This is a genomic window from Salinicola sp. NYA28a (assembly GCF_976982775.1).
The window spans coordinates 1,143,614-1,162,491 of the sequence record NZ_OZ334582.1 but is presented as its reverse complement, the minus strand read 5'-3'; the positions used below and the strand labels follow the sequence as shown (position 1 = coordinate 1,162,491).

Below are 18,878 nucleotides of genomic sequence, written 5' to 3'. Positions count from 1 at the left end.
ACAGGCCAGCCGCTATTGAAGGCCATGAATGTCCAGGGAGGACACGATGTCACCGAAACCGATCATTCGCCGCGTCATGGGTATCGGCCTGGCCGCCGGGCTGGCCCTGTCCTGCGGCCTGGCCCAGGCGGCGTGGCAGCTCGACCCCGTTCAGTCCCGCGTCACGGCCACGGTGACCGAGATCACCAGCGGAGGCGAGTCGATCACCCACGAGCACGCGCTGCGCCGCATGGAGGGCCAGATCAGCGCGGACGGCACGCTGAAGCTGCCCATTCGGCTCAACCAGACCGACGTGCTGGATCGCCTCGGCGATCTGCCACCGTGGATGTCCTCGCTCACCAACACCACCCTGGTGACGGTCGTCACTCACCTGCCGCCGGAGCGGATCAACTCGCTGGCCGTCGGCCAGTCGACGGTCGAGATACTGACGCTGCGCACGGACGCCAACGGCGAACAGCGTCAGGAGAAGCTGCCGGTGCGGTTCACCCGTGAGGCGGACGACGTCGTGCGCGCCCGCAATGCCGAACCGGTGTCGCTGGACGGCAGGGAACTGATGAAGAACCAGACCGTGCGTTCGATTCTCTCGTTGATGGGATACCAGCAGATTGGCGACGAGGTGCCGGTCGAGCTGGATGCCGTGCTGGTCGATCGCTGAGCGATGTCCGGATTCGAAGCCGCCGCCACTGCACTGCCGCCGGGGTGCCACTCGCCACTGAGCGAGTGGCCCTGGCGGGAGGCTTGGCCCTGGGCGAGGTTCAGTGCCCTGCGTTTCGATACCGGTGTGCTGTGCGAAGCCGATCTCGATGGCTGGCACCTTTCGCTGCCGGATCGCCTGGCGACGGCAGCGGCCAAGCGTCGGGCCGAGTTCCTGGCCGGCCGCCTGAGCGCCCGCCACGCGCTCGCCGAACTGACAGGTTCGCCGGCGACGCCGGCGCAGGATCCCGAGCGGCTCCCCCGCTGGCCAGCGGGTACCGTCGGCTCGATCACCCACAGCCGGGGGTTGGCGGCGGCGGTGGTCGCCGGACAGGAAGCGTGTCGCGGCATCGGCCTGGACGCCGAGGTGGAGATGACCGCTGAACGCGCGCGACGTCTGGCGCCACAGATCCTGGTGGCATCGGAACGCGCCTGGTTCGACGACCTGCCCGGTGAGCGACAGGGAGAGTTCCTCACCGTGGCGTTCTCGCTCAAGGAGAGCCTGTTCAAGGCGCTCTACCCGCTGGTGCGTCGGCGCTTCTACTTTCCCCATGCCCAAGTGACCGCCTGGAACGCCGACGAAGGAACCGTCGCGATCGAACTGCTTGAGACACTGTCGCCGGAGTGGCGGGCCGGCGCTCGGCTGACCGGGCAGGTGGCGAAAATCGACGACTATCTCTTGACGCTGATCGCGATCTCGCGAGAATCGTGAGCGACCAAACTAATTTCACTGAAGCGCGATCGCCCGTGCGATCGGCTCGCCAGCGGAACCTGATCCCATGATCAAGTGGATACTGATACTGCTTTTCGTCGCCAGTGTGCTCTATACGCACTATCGCGGGCGCGTGCGTCACAAGCCGTTGCGCCAGCTCTCCGATCACTCGACCTTCATGTCGCCGATCAATGCGCTGATGACGCTGTTCGGGCGCGACAAGGATCGCCCCTACCACGACCTGCGGAACTACCCGGAGCTCGAACGCCTGACCGGCAACTGGGAGACGATCCGCGACGAGGCGATGGCGCTGCAGGACCACATCAAGGCCTCTTCCCGCTACGACGATGCCGGTTTCAACTCCTTCTTCCGCCGCGGCTGGAAGCGCTTCTACCTGAAGTGGTACGGCGAGAGCCACGCCTCGGCCGAGCAGCTCTGCCCGCGGACCACGCAGTTGCTGGCAGGTATTCCCAACGTCAAGGCCGCGATGTTCGCCGAGCTGCCGGCGGGCAGTCATCTGACCCTGCACCGGGACCCGTACGCCGGCTCCCTGCGCTATCACCTGGGCCTGATCACGCCCAACGACGATCGCTGCTACATCGATGTCGATGGCGAGAAGTACAGCTGGCGCGACGGCGAGGCCGTGATGTTCGACGAGACCTACCTGCACCGCGCCGAGAACGGCTCCGAACAGAACCGCATCATCCTGTTCTGCGACATCGAGCGTCCGATGAAATATGGCTGGGCCCGCAGTCTCAACCACTTCTTCGGGCGTACCGTGATGGCCGCCGCCAGCTCGCCCAACGACGACAACGACCGCACCGGCGGGTTGAATCGCGCCTTCAAGTACATCTACGCGGTGCGGCGCCAAGGCAAGGCGCTCAAGAAGCGCAACAAGTCACTGTACTACGCCATCAAGTGGGCACTGTTCGCCATCGTGATCATCGCCATCATCGCCTGGTGATCGGCCGGGCCGGCAAGCGCCGGCCCTTCCCTCCTCCCTCTTCCTCTTACCGCTCCCGCTTCCCGGATCGCCGGCAACCGCCGCCCTCGCCGTATCGTTCTTCTCTTTTTGAAAATAATTGTCATTGCGGTTCAGAAACCGGACGCCCCTACGTCTTCTTATTGGCAACATCCATGGATAAGAACGATTTTCATTCAAGGGGAGTCTGTCGTTCATGCATTACGTTCTGCGCTATCCGGCAAGTGCACTGGCCTGCGCCTGCCTGTCGTTTCCCGTCTGGGCCCAGCAGACGGGCGACAACACCGTCGCCACCACGGCGTCGGCTGAAACCGCCAACCTCGATACCGTCACGGTGACCGGCCAGTCCGCCGCCACCAAGACCGAGACGCCCATCGTCGAAACGCCGCAGACCGTTTCCAATGTCGACCGCGAGGAGATGGATGAGCGCGGCGTGCGCACCTTGCGCGAAGCGGCCCAGTACACGCCCGGGGTCTATACCAACCAGGTCGGCGCCTCCAACCGCTACGATTACCTGGTCATGCGCGGCTTTTCCGATGGCAGCCTGAGCAACACCTATCTCGACGGGCTCAAGGTGATGGGCGATGCCAACAGCTATAGCTCGATGGTGATCGATCCCTGGTTTCTGGATAACGTCGAAATCGTCAAGGGGCCGGCCTCGGTGCTCTACGGGCGCTCGTCTCCCGGTGGGCTGGTGGCGTTGACCAGCAAGAAGCCGCTGTTCGAGAACCGCAACGAGCTGCGCTTCAGCACCGGCACCAATAGCCAGCGCAGCGCCGCGTTCGACTTCTCCGGCCCGCTGGATGACGAGAGGCGCGTCGCCTATCGGCTGGTCGGAATCGGCAGCAAGGCGGACACCCAGTTCGATCACATCGAAGAAGAGCGCTACGCCATCGCGCCGTCGATCACCTGGGATGCGACCGACGACACCACGATCACGTTCATGGCCTATCTGCAGAAGGATCCGGAAGGCGGCTATCACTCCGGCGTACCCTATGAAGGCGCGGTAACCAGCCACAACGGCCACCACATCAGCAACAATTTCTTCGATGGCGAGGACGACTACGACAAGTTCGAGCGCACCCAGCGCATGTTCGGCTACGACCTCGAGCACCGCTTCAGCGATGACATCACCGCCCGCCAGAAATTGCGTTATCTGAACTCGGACGTCGAACTGAACCAGGTTTACGGGTACGGCTGGGTATCGACGGATTCCAACGAATTGAACCGATACTACTCGGGAGGCCGCGAATCCCTCGACGCCTGGACGCTGGACAATCAGGTGGAAGCGAAGCTCCAAAGCGGCTTCATCGACCATACCGTGCTGGTCGGCGTGGATTATCAGAAACGCAGGAACGACGTGGTCTGGACCGCCGGTTCATTCCCCAGCCTCGATGCCTTCAACCCCAGCTATGGCGCCGAGCCGATCGGGGACATCGCCGTCACCAATGATGAGCGGCATGAACTCAGCCAGACCGGGATCTACCTGCAGGATCAGATGGCGATCGACCAGTGGCGTGTCACCCTGGGCGGGCGCTACGACTGGGTCGATATCAAGAATACCGATCACTACAACGATACCGAGAGCACACTCGACGACACCCAGTTCAGCGGCCGCGCCGGCGTGCTCTACCTGTTCGACAATGGCGTTGCGCCCTACTTGAGCTACAACACCGCCTTCACCCCCACCAGCTTCGTCGATGCCGATGGCGATCTGCTGGAACCGATGGAAGGGGAACAGTGGGAGACCGGGCTCAAGTATCAGCCGCCGGGCAGCCGGGATCTCTATACCTTGTCGCTGTTCCGGATCAATCAGGAAAACGTGGCAACCAAGGAGCAGCCTACCGACCCCTACCGCTCCGTGGGGGAGATACGCTCCCAGGGGATCGAGTTGCAGGCGCAAACCTGGCTGACCGACAACTTCCGGTTGCAGGCGGGCTACAGCTATACCGACATCCGCTACACCAAGAGCGACGACCCGAACGAGGATGGCAACTACGCCATCTACGCGCCGCGCCACCAGGCCAGTCTCTGGGGTCACTATTCCTTCAAGAACGGAGCCTTCGACAACGGCGCGCTAGACGGGCTGGATGTCGGCGTCGGCGTGCGTTATTACGCCGATATCTACGCCGACCGCGCCAATACCGAAATGGTCCCCGACTACACGCTGGTGGATGCCGCCGTGGGCTATGACCTGAGCCAGGTCGGGCTGCAGGGCGTCAGCGCCCGGGTCAACGTCGGCAACCTGCTCGACAAGGAGTATGTCGCCTCCTGCAACTCCCTCGAATACTGCTACTTCGGCGCGGAGCGCAACGTGACCGCCACGGTCTCGTACCAGTTCTGACGGACCATTTCGCAGCTACCAACCCGGCCGCGTGATCCAAGTGGGCACAGGGACGTGCCCGCCTCATCCGCAAATCGCCCGAAGCGCATTTCACCCGACGCAGCCATTACAGCGCACGCCACCCGTGCGCAGGGGTGCCTTTGTCCGAAATTCGGCTCGAGAAGTTTCGGAAAGGCGCTACACGACAGGCAATCAGGAGAAACGTCATGCGACATGACACGGAATTCGCCACGCCCATTCCTTTGCATCGGTCCCGGCCGCCAGGCTCCCCGGAAGCACTGGCACTGTTCGGTGAAGCGAGTCTCGATGCCTACCGAACGGGCATGCAGCGCTGCATGGATCTGGTCCGCCACACGCTGACCCAAGCGCAAGGCCCCTGCAGCGGCATCGAGCCCCACGAACTGCAGCCCGCGTTCGAGGCGATCGATCTCGACCGGCCGCTCGGCGATCTCGATGCCAGCCTCGAGGAGGTCCAGCGGCTCTATCTCGATCACGCCGTGCATTTCCATCACCCGCGATACGTCGCCCATCTCAATTGCCCCATCACGCTGCCGTCGATCCTCGCCGAGGCAATCGCCACGCCGCTCAACACTGCAGTGGAAACCTGGGACCAGAGCGCTGGCGCGACCCTGATCGAGCAGAAGCTGATCGACTGGACCGCGGCACGCATCGGGCTCGGCGACGACGCCGACGGGGTGTTCACCAGCGGCGGCACCCAGTCCAACCTGATGGCGCTGGCCATCGCCCGCGATAGCGCCCGCGATAGCGCCCGCGATAGCGCCTGCGAAACGATGCCTGGCCACGGTGGCAATCGCCATCATGGCCTCCCCCCGAACTACAGGGACCTGCGCATTCTCACCTCGGAAGTCAGCCACTTCAGCGTGCAGAAGGCCGCCGCGCTGCTGGGGCTGGGCTACGACGCGGTGATCGCGGTGCCGTGCGACGCGGACAAGCGCATGGATCTGGAAGCGCTCGAGACCGCGCTAAAGGCTTGCGACGAGGCCGGACGAATTCCGTTCGCGATCGTCGCCACCGCAGGCACCACCGACTTCGGCAGCATCGATCCGTTACCGGCGCTGGCCGAACGCTGCCGGCAGCGCGGCATCTGGCTGCATGTCGATGCGGCCTACGGCGGCGGGCTGCTGCTCTCTTCGCGCCATCGCCACTGGCTCGCCGGCATCGAGCAGGCGGACTCGGTCGGCATCGACTACCACAAGACCTTCTTCCAGCCGGTGAGCTGCAGCGCCTGCCTGGTTCGCGATCGCCGCCAGCTGCGCCATGTCACCTACCACGCCGACTATCTCAATCCCCGCGACCAGGCCGAAGGCGGCACGCCGGACCTGGTCAACAAGAGCCTGCAGACGACCCGCCGCTTCGATGCGCTGAAGCTGTGGATGACCCTGCGCACGCTGGGCGCCGATCACCTGGGCGACTGTCTCGACGAGGCGATCGAACTGACCCGCCAGACCTATCGCATGCTTCGAGCGCGTGACGATTTCGACGTGCTGATGGCCCCGGCGCTGAGCACGCTGGTGTTTCGCTATCGTCCGGTGGCGCTGGAAGAGGATGCCCGGATCGAGGCGATCAACCGCCGGATTCGTCAGACGCTGTCACGACGCGGGGCGGCGGTGGTCGCCGCTACCCGGGTCGACGGGCGCTTCTATCTCAAGTTCACCCTGCTCAATCCCATGACCCGCCTCGAGGATCTGACCGCCCTGATCTCGGAGATCGCCGATATCGGCGGATCCTTGATGTCGCCCCAGGTATCGCTCCAAACGACGCCTCAGACATCACTCCAAACATCGCCCTCTGCTCGCCCGTCAATCGTTCGGAGAAAGACCTCATGCTGAGCCGCATCCATGACTTCATCGCCATCGGTCTGGGGCCGTTCAACCTCGGCCTCGCCTGCCTGACCGATCCGGTCGACGATCTCGACGGCCTGTTTCTCGAGCGTCGTTCGAGCTTCGACTGGCACCCCGGACTGCTGCTGGAAGACGCCACGTTGCAGACGCCCTTCATGGCCGATCTGGTTACGCTGGCCGATCCGACCAGCCGCTTCAGTTTTCTCAATTACCTGAAAGCCCAGGGGCGGCTCTACCGCTTCTACATCCGCGAGAACTTCTTCCTGCTGCGCAACGAATACAACCAGTACTGCCAGTGGGTCACCACGCAGCTCGAGTCGCTGCGCTTCGATCACGACGTCCAGTGCATCACCTATGACGAGGATGAACGGTGCTATCGCGTTCACTGCCGGGACACCCGTGCGGGCGATCCCGACGACGATGCCGACCATGATTTCGACGACAGTGGCAACCGCATCTATCGCACCCGGCGGCTGGTACTGGGTACCGGCAGCGAACCGATGGTCCCGGCGTGCTGCCAGCCGGTGGCCGAGCGCGTGGTGCACTCCTCGCGCTATCTCGAGCACAAGGCGGCGCTACAGGCGAAGTCAGCGATCACTATCGTCGGCAGCGGCCAGAGCGCAGCGGAAATCTATCTCGACCTGCTCGACGAGATCGACGCCCACGGCTACACCCTGAGCTGGGTCACCCGCTCGCCGCGCTTCTTCCCGCTGGAGTACGGCAAGCTGACCCTCGAGATGACCTCGCCGGACTACATCGACTACTTCCACGCCCTGCCCGAGTCGACCCGAGACGAGCTGATGCGCCAGCAGAAAGGACTCTACAAGGGCATCGATCTCGAACTGATCAACACGATCTACGACCGGCTCTATACCAAGAGTCTCAAGGGGCCGGTGGATACCCACCTGCTCACCTGCGCCCAGTTGGAAAGCTGCCATTTCGATGCCGCCCATCGGCGCTTCGACCTGACCTTCACCCAGACCGAGCAGAACCGGCGTTTCCAGCACCGGACGGCGGGGGTGATTCTCGCCACCGGCTACGCGGCGCACAGGCCGGACTTCCTGGCGCCGATCGAGCATCGCATCCGGCGGGACGACGCGGGCCGCTACGCGGTCAGCCGTTACTACGGCATCGGCACTGAAGACGACATCTTCGTCCAGAACGCCGAGCTGCATACCCACGGGCTGGTCGCGCCGGATCTCGGCATGGCGTGCTATCGCAACGCCTGCATCATCCGCGAACTGGCCGGGCGCGAGGTCTATCCGATCGAACGCGGGTTCACCTTCCAGGACTTCGGCGCGCCCGACGACCGCGTGTTCCAGCCGCAGCGGGCCACGGCGTGACGGCTATCGCGCGCCCCGATTCGCCATTCCCGATTTCCGATTTCCGATTTCCGATTTCCGATTTCCGACTTTCCGTCAGGAGAGAGACTCATGAACTTACCGCAAACTCGACTGGCCAACGCCGAGACAGCCACCGCGACACACACCACATCGGCCAGCAGCCTCTATTCGCCCGACCTGCGCTTTCATCGCGACTGGCCGGGCATCGGCACCCTCGCCCTGCGACCGCTCGATCTCGGCCGCAACATCGACACCGTGTTCGACTGGGTCAGCCGGGAAACCGCCCGCTTCTGGGGCATGAACGGCGATACCCGAGATCAGGTCGCCGCGTTCTACCGCGAGATGGAAGAGAGCGACAGCGCCCAGGCGTTCATCGGCCTGCACGATGGCCAGCCGGCGTTTCTGGTCGAGTGCTACGACCCTCGCCACGATCCGGTCGGCGAGCACTATCCGGTCCAGCCCGGCGACCGCGGCATGCACTTTCTGGTCGCGCCGAGAAACCCGGCGGCCTCGCCGATTCACGGCTTCAGCCAGGCCGTGATCGATACCGTCGTGGCGTTCCTGTTCAGCGACCCGACGACGCAGCGGATCGTCGTCGAGCCGGATGTGACCAATGCCAGGATCCACCCGCTCAACCGCCGTGCCGGGTTCGTCTACGAGGGCGAGATCCGACTGGCGGAGAAGACCGCCCGGCTGGGGTTCTGCACCCGCGAACGGTTCGAGTCGCTGCACGCCTCGCGGCGCCCCGACACTGCAATGGACGAAACGGTCGCCCATCTCCGCCCCGACCGCTGGCAGCGCGCCAATCGCGACCTGCTGGGCAAGGCGATCAGTGAATTCGCCCACGAGCGGCTGTTGGCGCCGTTAGCGGAATCTCTTCCCGAGGCCGATGGCTGGGCCGATTACCGGCTCGCCAGCGATAGCGACAGCATCGTCTATCGTTTCCGCGCCCGGCGAATGGCGCTGGATCACTGGTGGATCGACAAGGGAACGCTTGCCAAGACCCGCGACGGCGATCCGCAATCACTGGACGTGGCGCAGTTCCTGCTCGAGTGCCGGGCGCGCCTGGGCATCGCCCCCGCCAACCTGCCGACCTACCTGGAGGAGATCGCCAGCACCCTGGCCGGCATGGCCTACAAGTTCGACCGTGACGTACCGCCGGCCGCCGAACTCGCGCTGGCCGACTTCCAGACCCTCGAGACGGCGATGAGCGAAGGTCACCCCTGTTTCGTCGCCAACAGCGGACGGATCGGCTTCGATATCGAGGACTATCACCGCTACGCGCCGGAAGCCGGCGCCGCGATCCGTCCGCTGTGGCTGGCCGCCGCTCGCCACTGCACGGAGTACAGCGCCATCGAGGGCCTCGATGCCGAGACCCTGTTCGCCGAGGAGCTGGACGCCTCGGTACGGGAGCGTTTCGCCAACCGGCTGCGGGCGCTCGGGCTCGATCCCGATGACTACCTGTTGATGCCGGTCCACCCGTGGCAATGGCGACACAAACTGGCGATCACCTTTGCCGGCGAAGTCGCCGAGCAGCGCCTGGTGCTGCTCGGCGAGGCGGACGACGACTACCGCGCCCAGCAGTCGATCCGCACCTGGTTCAACGTCTCGCAGCCCAGGCGACGTTACGTCAAATTCGCGCTGTCGATTCTCAACATGGGCTTCATGCGCGGGCTGTCGCCCCACTACATGCGCGGCACGCCGGCCATCAATGCCTGGGTCGAGAACCTGGTCGGCAGCGATCCGGAACTGCAGACGCAGGGGTTCAGCGTACTGCGAGAAGTGGCGACGCTGGGCTATCACCATGCCGGCTTCGAGGCTGCGACTGACAAACAGCACCCGTATCAGAAAATGCTGGCGTGCCTGTGGCGGGAGAGCCCGTATATTCGCATCGCGCCCAATCGGCGGCTGATGACCATGGCTGCCCTGCTGCACCGGGACGCCAGTGGCGACGCGCTGCTGCCGGCACTGATCGACGCCTCCGGCATCGGCGCTCGCCGCTGGATCGAGCGCTACCTGGCCGCCTACATGACGCCGCTGCTGCACTGCTTCTTCGCTCACGATCTGGTGTTCATGCCTCACGGCGAAAACCTGATCCTGCAACTCGAGAATCATGTACCGGTCGGCGCGATCCTCAAGGATATCGGCGAGGAGACCGGCATCTTCGACAACGGCCAGTCCCTGCCGGAAGCCGCCCGGCGCATCGCGGTCGAAGTGCCTGAGGACCTGAAGATCCTGTCGATCTTCACCGATCTGTTCGACTGCTTCTTCCGCTTTCTGGCCGAGAGCCTGGTGGCTTCGAACCAGCTCCAGGAGGACGATTTCTGGCAGTTGGTCGCGTCCTGCGTGATCGATTACCAGCAACGACACCCGGCGTTCGCCGACAGGTTCGAACGCTTCGATCTGTTCGCGCCAGAATTCACGCTCTCCTGTCTCAACCGGCTGCAGCTGCGTAACAACCGCCAGATGATCGATCTCGCCGATCCGTCGAAGAACCTGCAGTTCGCCGGCACGCTGGCCAATCCCATCGCCGCCTATCGACGCCTATCGCCCGATGTCTGAACGGCGAAACGGCGCCAGGGACGAGCGCGACGCACCGACCGTGTCGGCATGAGGTAGCCGACGCCCCCGATCCATCGCCGGGCGCACGTCGTGGTGCCCGGCCTACGACTCGTTGCCAATACGAATTATTGCTAATGATTCTCATTTTTGCCATGATCGCGTCACTTCTGTCGTTCTGCCCCCAGGGCCGCCATCATGCGCGAAGCACTGTTCGAGTCTCTCTATCGCCAGCACCATCGCGAGCTGCTGGGCTTTCTCCGCCGCCAGCTCGAATCCGGAGAGCAGGCCGCCGATCTCTGTCACGAGGTCTACCTGCGCCTGCTCAACACCGCTTCGGAAAACGGGCTCGAGAACCCGCGCGCCTATCTCTTCCGCATCGCCCGCAATCTGCTGATCGATCATCGCCGACGACAGGCGCCCGAACTGATCGCCATCGACACGCTGGAACCGGTACTGGTCTGCCCACGCGCTTGCCCGGAAGCCGAAGCCTGTCAGCAGCAGTGTGTCCGCCAGCTCACGCAGACGTTGGCCGGATTACCGGAACGGCTACGCCAGGCGCTGATCTGGCACCGCATGGAGGGCATGACCCAGCGCGAAATCGGCCGGCGGCTCGGTGTTTCCGAGCGCATGGCGGGGCGCTATATCGCTCAGGCGGTGACTCGATGCCAGGAGGAACTGGATAGCCTGGAATTGGATAGCCTGGAACGGGCAGCGCGGCACTAGCCTCGAGAACCGGCGACGCTGGGATACCAGCTCATGCCTATCGCATGGAGATAGGCGTCGTCATTCATAACGTGGGATCCGTTCTGGCGTCATTTGGCGGTCGAACACTCAGTGCGCCATCGCCCCGCGACCGCTGCCTTTTCATCAACCAGCGCGGCGTTCTCGATGTCGCCTTCAGCAACGGCACCAACAGCCATAACAGCGGCGCCAGCAGCCAGCGATAGACGAACCGCGCAACGATCAGCAATGGCAGCAGCACCAGCGTCCAGATCAGGAACTGGCCCAGCCACACCGGCCAGCCCAGCCACCGCCCGACATTGGCACCCAGCGCGCTGACAAGGCTGGGATGTCGCAAAACGACATAAGCCGTGCCGGTGACCGCCGCGACCTTGGCCGCTCGCGACAGGTTGACGAAGCGTACGCCCCCGACCAGCACGCCACGCCCCGCCGCCCGCGCGCCCTGCCCTTCGACGGCGGCACCGGCACGCACCGCGCGCCCGGTGCGCAGCACCTTGATCGCGCTGGTCATCACCAGCAGATCGACACCCGCCCATCCGAGATCGGCAACGCCGACCGGCTCGCCGCGACGCCACTGGCTTTCCAGATCGCGCAGGCCGCCGGTGAAGAAATCGCCGATATCGCTCACTACCCGCTCGCTCTGTAGCCATTGCACCTCGCCGTCTGCATCGACGACGAACTGCCCGAGGAAGCCGTGGCCCTCGGCCTCGAGAATGGCGATGGCGATCTGACCGCGACGCGCCGGCGTCAACGTGGCCGGCGTCGCCTCCTCGTCGGTCATCGTGGGATTCGCGCCGAGCGCCTTCTCGGCATCGTCTTGCCACCAGCGCGACAGCTGCTCGCTTGCCGCCCGGTAGCGCGTACCTAGCCAGTGCTGTGCCCGCAGCGTGGCGATATCGTGATCGCGGTAGTAGGTCACTGGCAGCACCGCATCCGCGCCGAAACGCACCAGTACGCGCTGGAATGCGGGATCGAGACCGTAATCGCGCAGCGCCTCACGGGCCAGGTCGCCGTGATTGCGGATCGCCAGCCAGGCAGCGGCCCAGAGTGCCGGCTCGCCGGCGTAGCTCAGAAAGAGCGCGTTGATCTCCGGCGACTCCTCGGCCAGCGCCGGTGCCAGCGACGGCAGTGCCCGCTGCGCTTCCAGGCGCACCATGCGAGGCTCGAACGGCTCGTGCGAGGCAACGGCGGTCAGCACGCCCCCGGCAACGAGCGCGAACAGCACAATCGATAACCACACTTTCATGGGTTCGTACTCCTTGAACAGGGATATTCGTCCGGCAAGGGACGCTGCCAATCGATAAACGACGACAAGTGTCTTTGATAAGCGTTCGTATTTGAATTAGGATTGCATTCCACCCTGTGACCCACCACTCGCTGCGAGGTTGCCCCGTCCATGTTCGAAGTCCAATCGGCGAGCTTCGAGATCGCGGGCAAGACGTTGCTCTCCCCCATCAATTTCACCTTCGGTGAAGGCCGGATCTACGGCCTGATCGGGCACAACGGTTCCGGCAAGTCGACGCTGCTCAAGCTGCTCGCGCAGCAGCAGCCGGTCAGTCAAGGTAACATCCGGCTCGATGGCCGCCCGCTGTCGCAGTGGAAACCGCGAGAGTTCGCCCGCCACGTCGCCTATCTGCCGCAGCATCTGCCCAGCGCCGAAAATCTCACCTGCCGCGAATTGATCGGTTTCGGCCGCTACCCTTGGCATGGCCTGCTGGGACGCCTCAATCGCCACGATCATCAGCAGATCGAGCGCGCCATCGCCCTGACCCATACCGAAGCCTTCGCCGACCGTCTGGTCGATACGCTCTCCGGCGGCGAGCGCCAACGCGTGTGGCTGGCCATGCTGCTGGCCCAGGGCAGCCGCTATCTGCTGCTCGACGAGCCGCTGGCGGCGCTGGATATCGCCCACCAGGTCGAAGTGCTGGCGCTGGTGCGCAAGCTCTGCCGCGAGCTGGGCCTCGGTGTGATCATCGTGCTCCACGACGTCAACATGGCCGCACGCTACTGCGATCACCTGGTCGCGCTGCACAGCGGCAGGCTCCTCGCCGAAGGCGCGCCGGCCAGCATGATGAACGATACCAATCTGGAAGCCATCTACGGCATCCCTATGCGGGTGATGAACCACCCCGCCGACGCCTGCCCCATCGCGGTGCTGCAGTAGGCCATCTTCCCAGTCTCTTGTCTCGTACCAGTCTCTTGTCTCGTACCAGTCTCTTGTCTCGTAATAGGCGAGCGCCGTCTGCCGCCTCATGACGTATCGACATCTCCTCTGCCGGAGCACCATGGCGCTGGACCCGCACGGCTGAACCAAGGATGCTAATCTTCAGGCTTTGCCTTCCGATTCGCCCCTTGTCTGCGAGCTCGTCATGCTGCAACCCGTTTCCCGCCAGAGCGATCTGACGCTCGAATCCGAACAGACGCCGCCACGTCCGGCGAATGTCAGTACCTTTGCCCCGCTGGGGGTCCCGGCGTTCCGGATGATCTGGATCGCCAACCTGTTCGCCAATCTCGGCGTGTGGGCACAGTCGGTGGCGGCGGCGTGGGTGGTGACGTCGAACGACGGCGGCGCGGTGGCAGTGGCAATGATTCAGGTCGCGGCGGCGCTGCCGCTGGTGCTGATGTCGATCGTCACCGGGGTGATCGCCGACAACTATGATCGCCGCAAGGTAATGTTGTTCGGCCTGGGTATCGAGGTGCTGGGCGGGCTGTTCATCACGCTGATCGCCTTCATGAATCTGCTCTCTCCGACGCTGCTGATCGTCTCGATCCTGTGCGTTTCCATCGGCGGGGCGATTACCACCCCGGCATGGCAGGCGGCGGTCAACGAGCAGGTGCCACGCAACCTGGTCTCGAGCGCCGTGCTGCTCAACAGCGTCAACTACAACGCCGCGCGCGCCATCGGCCCGGCCATCGGCGGGCTGCTGCTGGCCGCGGTGGGGCCGGCGTGGATCTTCCTGCTCAACGTGCTCTGCTTCTGCGGGCTGATCGCCGCCCTGTGGCGCTGGAAGCGCGCGGTGCTGCCCAAGTCCCTGCCCCCGGAACGCATCTGGGAGGGCGTCAAGGCGGCGCTGCATTTCGTGCAGTACTCCAGCGTCACGCGGCTGGTGATGATGCGTTCGTTCATCTTCGGCATCTCCGCCAGCGCCCTCTGGGCACTGCTGCCGCTGCTGGCCCATCAGCATCCCAGCGGCAGCGCCTCGCTCTACGGCTACATGCTCGGTGGCCTCGGCATCGGCGCGATCGCCGGCAGCACGCTGGTCAACCGGGCCCGCCAGCGGGTCGGCAGCAGCCGCCTGATCAGCTTCTCCGCGATGTTGCTGGGCCTGGTGATGCTGGCGCTCGGCGGGCTCGATACCCTGTGGGTGCTGTTTCCGGCGCTCATCGTCGGCGGCAGCTGCTGGATCGCCGCGGTGGCTTCCTACAACTCCTCGGTGCAGATACTGGTGCCGGACTGGGTCAAGGCCCGCGCCCTGGCGCTGTACCAGACCGCGCTCTACGCCGGGCTGACGCTGGGTTCGCTGTTGTGGGGGCAACTGGCCGACGGCCTGGGCGTGCAGACGGCGCTGATGCTGGCCGGCGCGCTGCTGATCGTCTCGGCGTTGCTGCTGCTTCCTTCCAAGCTGCCGGACCTGGACGCCAACGATCTGGTCGAGGCACCCGAAGCGCACACCCACAGGCCGGACTTCGAGTTCAATCCGGCACGGGGCTCGGTGATGGTAACGGTCGAATACCGCATCGACAGCGAGCATCTGCGCGAATTCGCCCGCGCCGTGCGGCCACTGAGAAAGCTGCGGCTGCGCAACGGTGCCAAGCGCTGGTCGCTCTACCGCGACGTCGTCGACCGCGATCTGTGGCAGGAGGTGTTCCTCGTGCCCAACTGGCTACAGCATCTGCGCATGCTGGACCGGCTGACGCTGGCGGACCGCGCCGTCATCGACCGGGTCACGGCACTGCACAGCGGCCCGGAGGCCCCGCGCCTGCGCCACGGCGTCAGCTATCGTTCCTCGCGGCACGACCAACCGGCACTGACGCCGAACCAGACCGAACCGCCCGACGATTCGCCGGCCGATGTCACCTCATCCGATGCTGCCACGCCCGACACGACCGTGCCCTGGCCGCAGCAGCGGACATGACTCAACAAACGAACATGACGCAGGAGACAACATGAAAAGCGCTCGCGATACCCTGCTCGAGGTGTTCGGCTTCCCGGCGTTCCGCGGCGGCCAGGAAGCGGTCGTCGAGCGCGTCATCGGTGGCCGCTCGACGGCAGCGATCTTCGCCACCGGCGCCGGCAAGTCGCTCTGCTACCAGTTGCCGGCGCTCCACCTGCCGCATCTCACGCTGGTGGTCTCGCCGCTGCTGGCATTGATGCAGGACCAGTTGGCCTTCCTCCAACGCCACGGCGTGGCGGCCGCGAGTCTCGATTCGACCCAGGACCGCGACACCGCCCGCGACATCATGGAGCGTGCCCGCCGCGGCGAGCTGAAGATCCTGATGGTCTCGGTGGAACGGCTCAAGAACGAGCGCTTTCGCCACTTTCTGCGCCAGGTCGCGATCTCGCTGCTGGTGGTCGACGAAGCTCACTGCATCTCCGAATGGGGCCACAACTTTCGCCCGGACTACCTGAAGCTGCCGGACTACCAGCGCGAGTTCGGCATCCCACAGGCGCTGCTGCTGACCGCCACCGCGACGCCCGCCGTGATCGACGACATGCGCGCCAAGTTCGCCATCGCCGCGGACGATGTCGTCACCACCGGCTTCTATCGCGACAACCTCGAGCTTCTGGTGCAGCCGGTAGAGAGCGAACGCCGGCTGCCGGCACTGGTCGAATGGCTGGCGCCGCAACGCTCGTCACGACAGTCGCCAGGACAACAGCCGGCATCGCAGGCGCCCACCATCGTCTACGTCACCCTGCAGCAGACCGCCGAGTCGGTCGCCGCGGCGCTGGCGAATCAGGGCTTCACGGTGCGCGCCTATCACGCCGGTCTCGACAGCGAGACGCGGGACGAGATCCAGCAGGGCTTCATGCGCGGCGAGATCCCTTGCATCGTCGCCACCATCGCCTTTGGCATGGGGATCGACAAGGGCAACATTCGCAACGTGATCCACTACGACCTGCCCAAGTCGATCGAGAACTACAGCCAGGAGATTGGCCGTGCCGGCCGCGACGGCGAGCCGTCACGCTGCCTGATGCTGGCCGGTCGCGACGGCCTGCGCGTGCTGGAGAACTTCGTCTACGGCGACACGCCGGAGCGCGAGGGTATTCGTCACGTGCTGGCCGAGATCGCCGAGGCTGGCCGCCAGCCGCAGCGCCAGTGGCCGGTGCTGCTCAATACGCTCTCCCGCGACAGCAATATCCGCCTGCTGCCGTTGAAGACATTGCTGGTGCGCCTCGAGATGCACGGCGTGATCGCGCCCCGCTTCGCCTATCTGGCCGAATACCGGCTGCGCTATCTCGAGGAGCCCGGCGATCTGATCGCACGCTTCCAGGGGGAACGGGCCGACTTCGTGCGCCTGTTGGTGGACAACATCGCCATCGCCAAGACCTGGGGAACGGTGAATTTCGAGCGTCTCTACCGCGCCGGCGTCGATGCGGGGATCGATGCCTCGCGCTCGCGCGTCATCACCGCGCTGGAGTATTTCCAGGACAAGGGCTGGGTGGTGCTGGAAGGCAAGCGCATGACCGATGTCTACGAGGTGTGCCAGCCCGCGTTCGACATCGAGGCCCTGACCGACCGGTTGCTGGCGGAAAGCCAGTCCCGCGAGCGAACCGAGATCGAACGTCTGCAGGCGATGCTGGCACTGTTCGAATCGGATACCTGCCTGACCCGCCGTCTGGCGGAGTACTTCGGCGACGACCATTTCGAGCATGCGGAAACTCAAGCCTGCGGCCAGCCGGTCCAGGCCGCCCAGGGCTGCGGCCAGCCGATTCAAGCCGCCCGAAGCTGCGGCCAACCTGTTCAAGCCGCCCGAGGATGCGGCCAGCCGATTCAAGCCGCCCGGGGCTGCGGCCACTGCTCGGTCTGCCACGGTCACGTTGCCCGCCTGCCGAGCGCGGCGGCGCTGCCTGAATTGACCGATGACGACTTCGAACGATACGCCCGGCCGCTGATCGAGCGTCACCGCGAGCAGATTGGCACGGTGCCGGGGGCGCAACGCATCGCGCACTTTCTGTGCGGGCTCGCCATGCCGGTCTTCACGCCGCTCAAGGCGCGGCAGCTGCCCGGTTTCGGCATCTACGAGCAGCGCCCCTATCCCGAGATCAAGGCGTGGGCCAATGCCTGCGCGAGACGTTGATCGATGGTGAATGGCAACGAAGCCCCATCGAGCACTGCTCCTGAGGGCTTGTGGAAGCGACGTACCAGCGCGTGTCATGACAAACTGGATTGATGCCTCGGCCTCGACCATGCCCTGAGACTACGATATGGCCCCAGATTTCTCTTCTTCAGACGAGCCTCTTTCGGTCGGATTCGTGCTGCTGCAGCGCTTCACCATCCTGCCGTTCTCGGCCTTCGTCGATTGCCTGCGGCTGTCCGCCGACGACGGCGACCGCAGTCAGCAGATCCGCTGTCGCTGGCAGTTCATGAGCAGCGGCGGGCAGGACGTCGTTTCCAGCAGCGGCGCCACGATCACCGGCTGCGGACCGCTGACGGCCCCCGAACGCTTCGATTACATCGTGGTCATCGGCGGGGTACTCGGCGCGGCCGAAGAGGAGGATCAGCAGGCGCTGGATTATCTGCGCCTGGCAGCGCAGTGCGACGTTCCTCTCGTCGGGGTCTGTACCGGGGTCTTTTCCCTGATCAAGGCAGGGTTGATGGATGGCCGCCGATGCTGCATCAGCTGGTATCACCATGCCGATCTCGTGCAGCGCTACCCGGATATCGAGCCGGTGGCCGACCAGCTCTTTCTGGATGACGGCAATCGGTTGACCTGTGCCGGCGGCGTGGCCTCCGCCGATCTGGCCGCGTACCTGATCGAACGCCACCTGGGGCGGCTATGGGCGAAGAAGAGCCTGCATATCATGCTGATCGACGAGCCGCGGCCCGGGCAGCATCCCCAGCCGCAACCGGTCGTCTTCAGCAAGGTCTCCGACCCGCTGGTACGCCGCGCCATCTCGATCTTCGAGCAGCATCTGGGCGAGGTCGTCACGATCGAGCGGCTCGCTAAGCGCCTGCATACTTCGCGGCGCAACATCGAGCGCCATTTCCGGGAACAGTTCGGCGTCGGGCCGCAGAAGTTCGCACGCGACCTGCGCCTGCACTACGGGTGCTGGATGTTGAACTACACCAAGCACAGCATCACCGATATCGGCGAGCGCTGCGGTTTTGCCGACACGGCCCACTTCTCGCGGCACTTCCGCGAGGTCTTCGGTATTCCCCCTTCGGAGGTCAGACGGCTCTCCGAGGATCAGCGCGCCAAGCTCGTGGACCCGTTCTTTCTCCACGTCGGCCAGACCTCCAGAGCGCTCGAACTCGCCGCGCCGGCACAGCACTGAAGGCGCCTTCCCCCTCATGCCCCGTGCCGGCATCGCCCCGCTCGACCCAGGCCGAGTGTCGGAAACGTTAGCGTCATAAATATCGCTTTTCGACATAGGGCTGGCCTCTCCCGGCCGGTCAGCAGCGCACGGCTGCGAGGC

The 18,878-nt window shown here is 64.8% G+C and carries 13 protein-coding genes; 12 read left to right on the top strand and 1 reads right to left on the bottom strand.

Annotation, left to right across the window (positions count from 1 at the left end):
• Positions 1-46: 46 nt before the first annotated feature.
• The 8 genes from ACWHY3_RS05300 to ACWHY3_RS05265 all read left to right on the top strand — a co-directional run bounded on the left by ACWHY3_RS05300 (position 47) and on the right by ACWHY3_RS05265 (position 11,221).
• Positions 47-655, top strand: coding sequence for a hypothetical protein (locus ACWHY3_RS05300; RefSeq protein ID WP_448127756.1), 609 nt, complete (start codon positions 47-49; stop codon positions 653-655).
• 3 nt (positions 656-658) lie between these two features.
• Positions 659-1,405, top strand: coding sequence for a 4'-phosphopantetheinyl transferase family protein (locus ACWHY3_RS05295; protein WP_303855183.1), 747 nt, complete (start codon positions 659-661; stop codon positions 1,403-1,405).
• Positions 1,406-1,472: 67 nt separating this feature from the next.
• Positions 1,473-2,369: a lipid A hydroxylase LpxO gene (gene lpxO / locus ACWHY3_RS05290; protein WP_298837295.1), complete on the top strand. Its 897-nt coding sequence runs from the start codon at positions 1,473-1,475 to the stop codon at positions 2,367-2,369.
• Between the two features lie 214 nt (positions 2,370-2,583).
• On the top strand, positions 2,584-4,731 hold the full coding sequence (locus ACWHY3_RS05285) for a TonB-dependent siderophore receptor (RefSeq protein WP_448127755.1): 2,148 nt from the start codon (positions 2,584-2,586) through the stop codon (positions 4,729-4,731).
• Positions 4,732-4,937: 206 nt separating this feature from the next.
• Entirely contained in the window at positions 4,938-6,581 is a 1,644-nt protein-coding gene (locus ACWHY3_RS05280) for a pyridoxal phosphate-dependent decarboxylase family protein (protein WP_448127754.1), read from the top strand.
• Entirely contained in the window at positions 6,575-7,936 is a 1,362-nt protein-coding gene (locus ACWHY3_RS05275) for a lysine N(6)-hydroxylase/L-ornithine N(5)-oxygenase family protein (protein ID WP_448127753.1), read from the top strand. Before ACWHY3_RS05280 ends, ACWHY3_RS05275 begins: the two co-directional genes overlap by 7 nt.
• A gap of 90 nt (positions 7,937-8,026) precedes the next feature.
• Complete coding sequence (locus tag ACWHY3_RS05270) at positions 8,027-10,498, top strand: GNAT family N-acetyltransferase (protein WP_448127752.1); 2,472 nt, start codon at positions 8,027-8,029, stop codon at positions 10,496-10,498.
• 195 nt (positions 10,499-10,693) lie between these two features.
• Positions 10,694-11,221, top strand: coding sequence for an RNA polymerase sigma factor (locus ACWHY3_RS05265; protein ID WP_448127751.1), 528 nt, complete (start codon positions 10,694-10,696; stop codon positions 11,219-11,221).
• Positions 11,222-11,285: 64 nt separating this feature from the next.
• Here the strand turns inward: ACWHY3_RS05265 and ACWHY3_RS05260 are convergent, their stop codons facing one another.
• Positions 11,286-12,485 (bottom strand): hypothetical protein, encoded by a 1,200-nt coding sequence (locus ACWHY3_RS05260; protein WP_448127750.1) that lies wholly within the window; start codon positions 12,483-12,485, stop codon positions 11,286-11,288.
• Positions 12,486-12,635: 150 nt separating this feature from the next.
• Here ACWHY3_RS05260 and ACWHY3_RS05255 point away from each other — a divergent pair, with 150 nt between their 5' ends.
• The 4 genes from ACWHY3_RS05255 to ACWHY3_RS05240 all read left to right on the top strand — a co-directional run bounded on the left by ACWHY3_RS05255 (position 12,636) and on the right by ACWHY3_RS05240 (position 18,737).
• Positions 12,636-13,403, top strand: a complete 768-nt coding sequence (locus tag ACWHY3_RS05255; protein ID WP_448127749.1) for an ATP-binding cassette domain-containing protein — start codon at positions 12,636-12,638, stop codon at positions 13,401-13,403.
• Positions 13,404-13,608: 205 nt separating this feature from the next.
• On the top strand, positions 13,609-15,375 hold the full coding sequence (locus ACWHY3_RS05250; protein ID WP_448127748.1) for an MFS transporter: 1,767 nt from the start codon (positions 13,609-13,611) through the stop codon (positions 15,373-15,375).
• A 31-nt stretch (positions 15,376-15,406) separates the two neighbouring features.
• A complete protein-coding gene (locus ACWHY3_RS05245; protein WP_087719280.1) occupies positions 15,407-17,539 on the top strand; it encodes a RecQ family ATP-dependent DNA helicase in 2,133 nt (710 codons plus the stop codon).
• Positions 17,540-17,666: 127 nt separating this feature from the next.
• Positions 17,667-18,737, top strand: a complete 1,071-nt coding sequence (locus tag ACWHY3_RS05240) for a GlxA family transcriptional regulator (protein WP_448127747.1) — start codon at positions 17,667-17,669, stop codon at positions 18,735-18,737.
• The last annotated feature ends 141 nt before the right edge of the window (positions 18,738-18,878 follow it).

Bases quoted from the DNA above. Each gene is read 5' to 3' on its own strand.
- ACWHY3_RS05250 (WP_448127748.1), top strand. From the start codon at position 13,609: ATGCTGCAACCCGTTTCCCGCCAGAGCGATCTGACGCTCGAATCCGAA.
- ACWHY3_RS05285 (WP_448127755.1), top strand. From the start codon at position 2,584: ATGCATTACGTTCTGCGCTATCCGGCAAGTGCACTGGCCTGCGCCTGC.
- ACWHY3_RS05300 (WP_448127756.1), top strand. From the start codon at position 47: ATGTCACCGAAACCGATCATTCGCCGCGTCATGGGTATCGGCCTGGCC.
- ACWHY3_RS05275 (WP_448127753.1), top strand. From the start codon at position 6,575: ATGCTGAGCCGCATCCATGACTTCATCGCCATCGGTCTGGGGCCGTTC.
- ACWHY3_RS05245 (WP_087719280.1), top strand. From the start codon at position 15,407: ATGAAAAGCGCTCGCGATACCCTGCTCGAGGTGTTCGGCTTCCCGGCG.
- ACWHY3_RS05265 (WP_448127751.1), top strand. From the start codon at position 10,694: ATGCGCGAAGCACTGTTCGAGTCTCTCTATCGCCAGCACCATCGCGAG.
- ACWHY3_RS05280 (WP_448127754.1), top strand. From the start codon at position 4,938: ATGCGACATGACACGGAATTCGCCACGCCCATTCCTTTGCATCGGTCC.
- lpxO (WP_298837295.1), top strand. From the start codon at position 1,473: ATGATCAAGTGGATACTGATACTGCTTTTCGTCGCCAGTGTGCTCTAT.
- ACWHY3_RS05270 (WP_448127752.1), top strand. From the start codon at position 8,027: ATGAACTTACCGCAAACTCGACTGGCCAACGCCGAGACAGCCACCGCG.
- ACWHY3_RS05260 (WP_448127750.1), bottom strand. From the start codon at position 12,485: ATGAAAGTGTGGTTATCGATTGTGCTGTTCGCGCTCGTTGCCGGGGGC.
- ACWHY3_RS05255 (WP_448127749.1), top strand. From the start codon at position 12,636: ATGTTCGAAGTCCAATCGGCGAGCTTCGAGATCGCGGGCAAGACGTTG.
- ACWHY3_RS05240 (WP_448127747.1), top strand. From the start codon at position 17,667: ATGGCCCCAGATTTCTCTTCTTCAGACGAGCCTCTTTCGGTCGGATTC.
- ACWHY3_RS05295 (WP_303855183.1), top strand. From the start codon at position 659: ATGTCCGGATTCGAAGCCGCCGCCACTGCACTGCCGCCGGGGTGCCAC.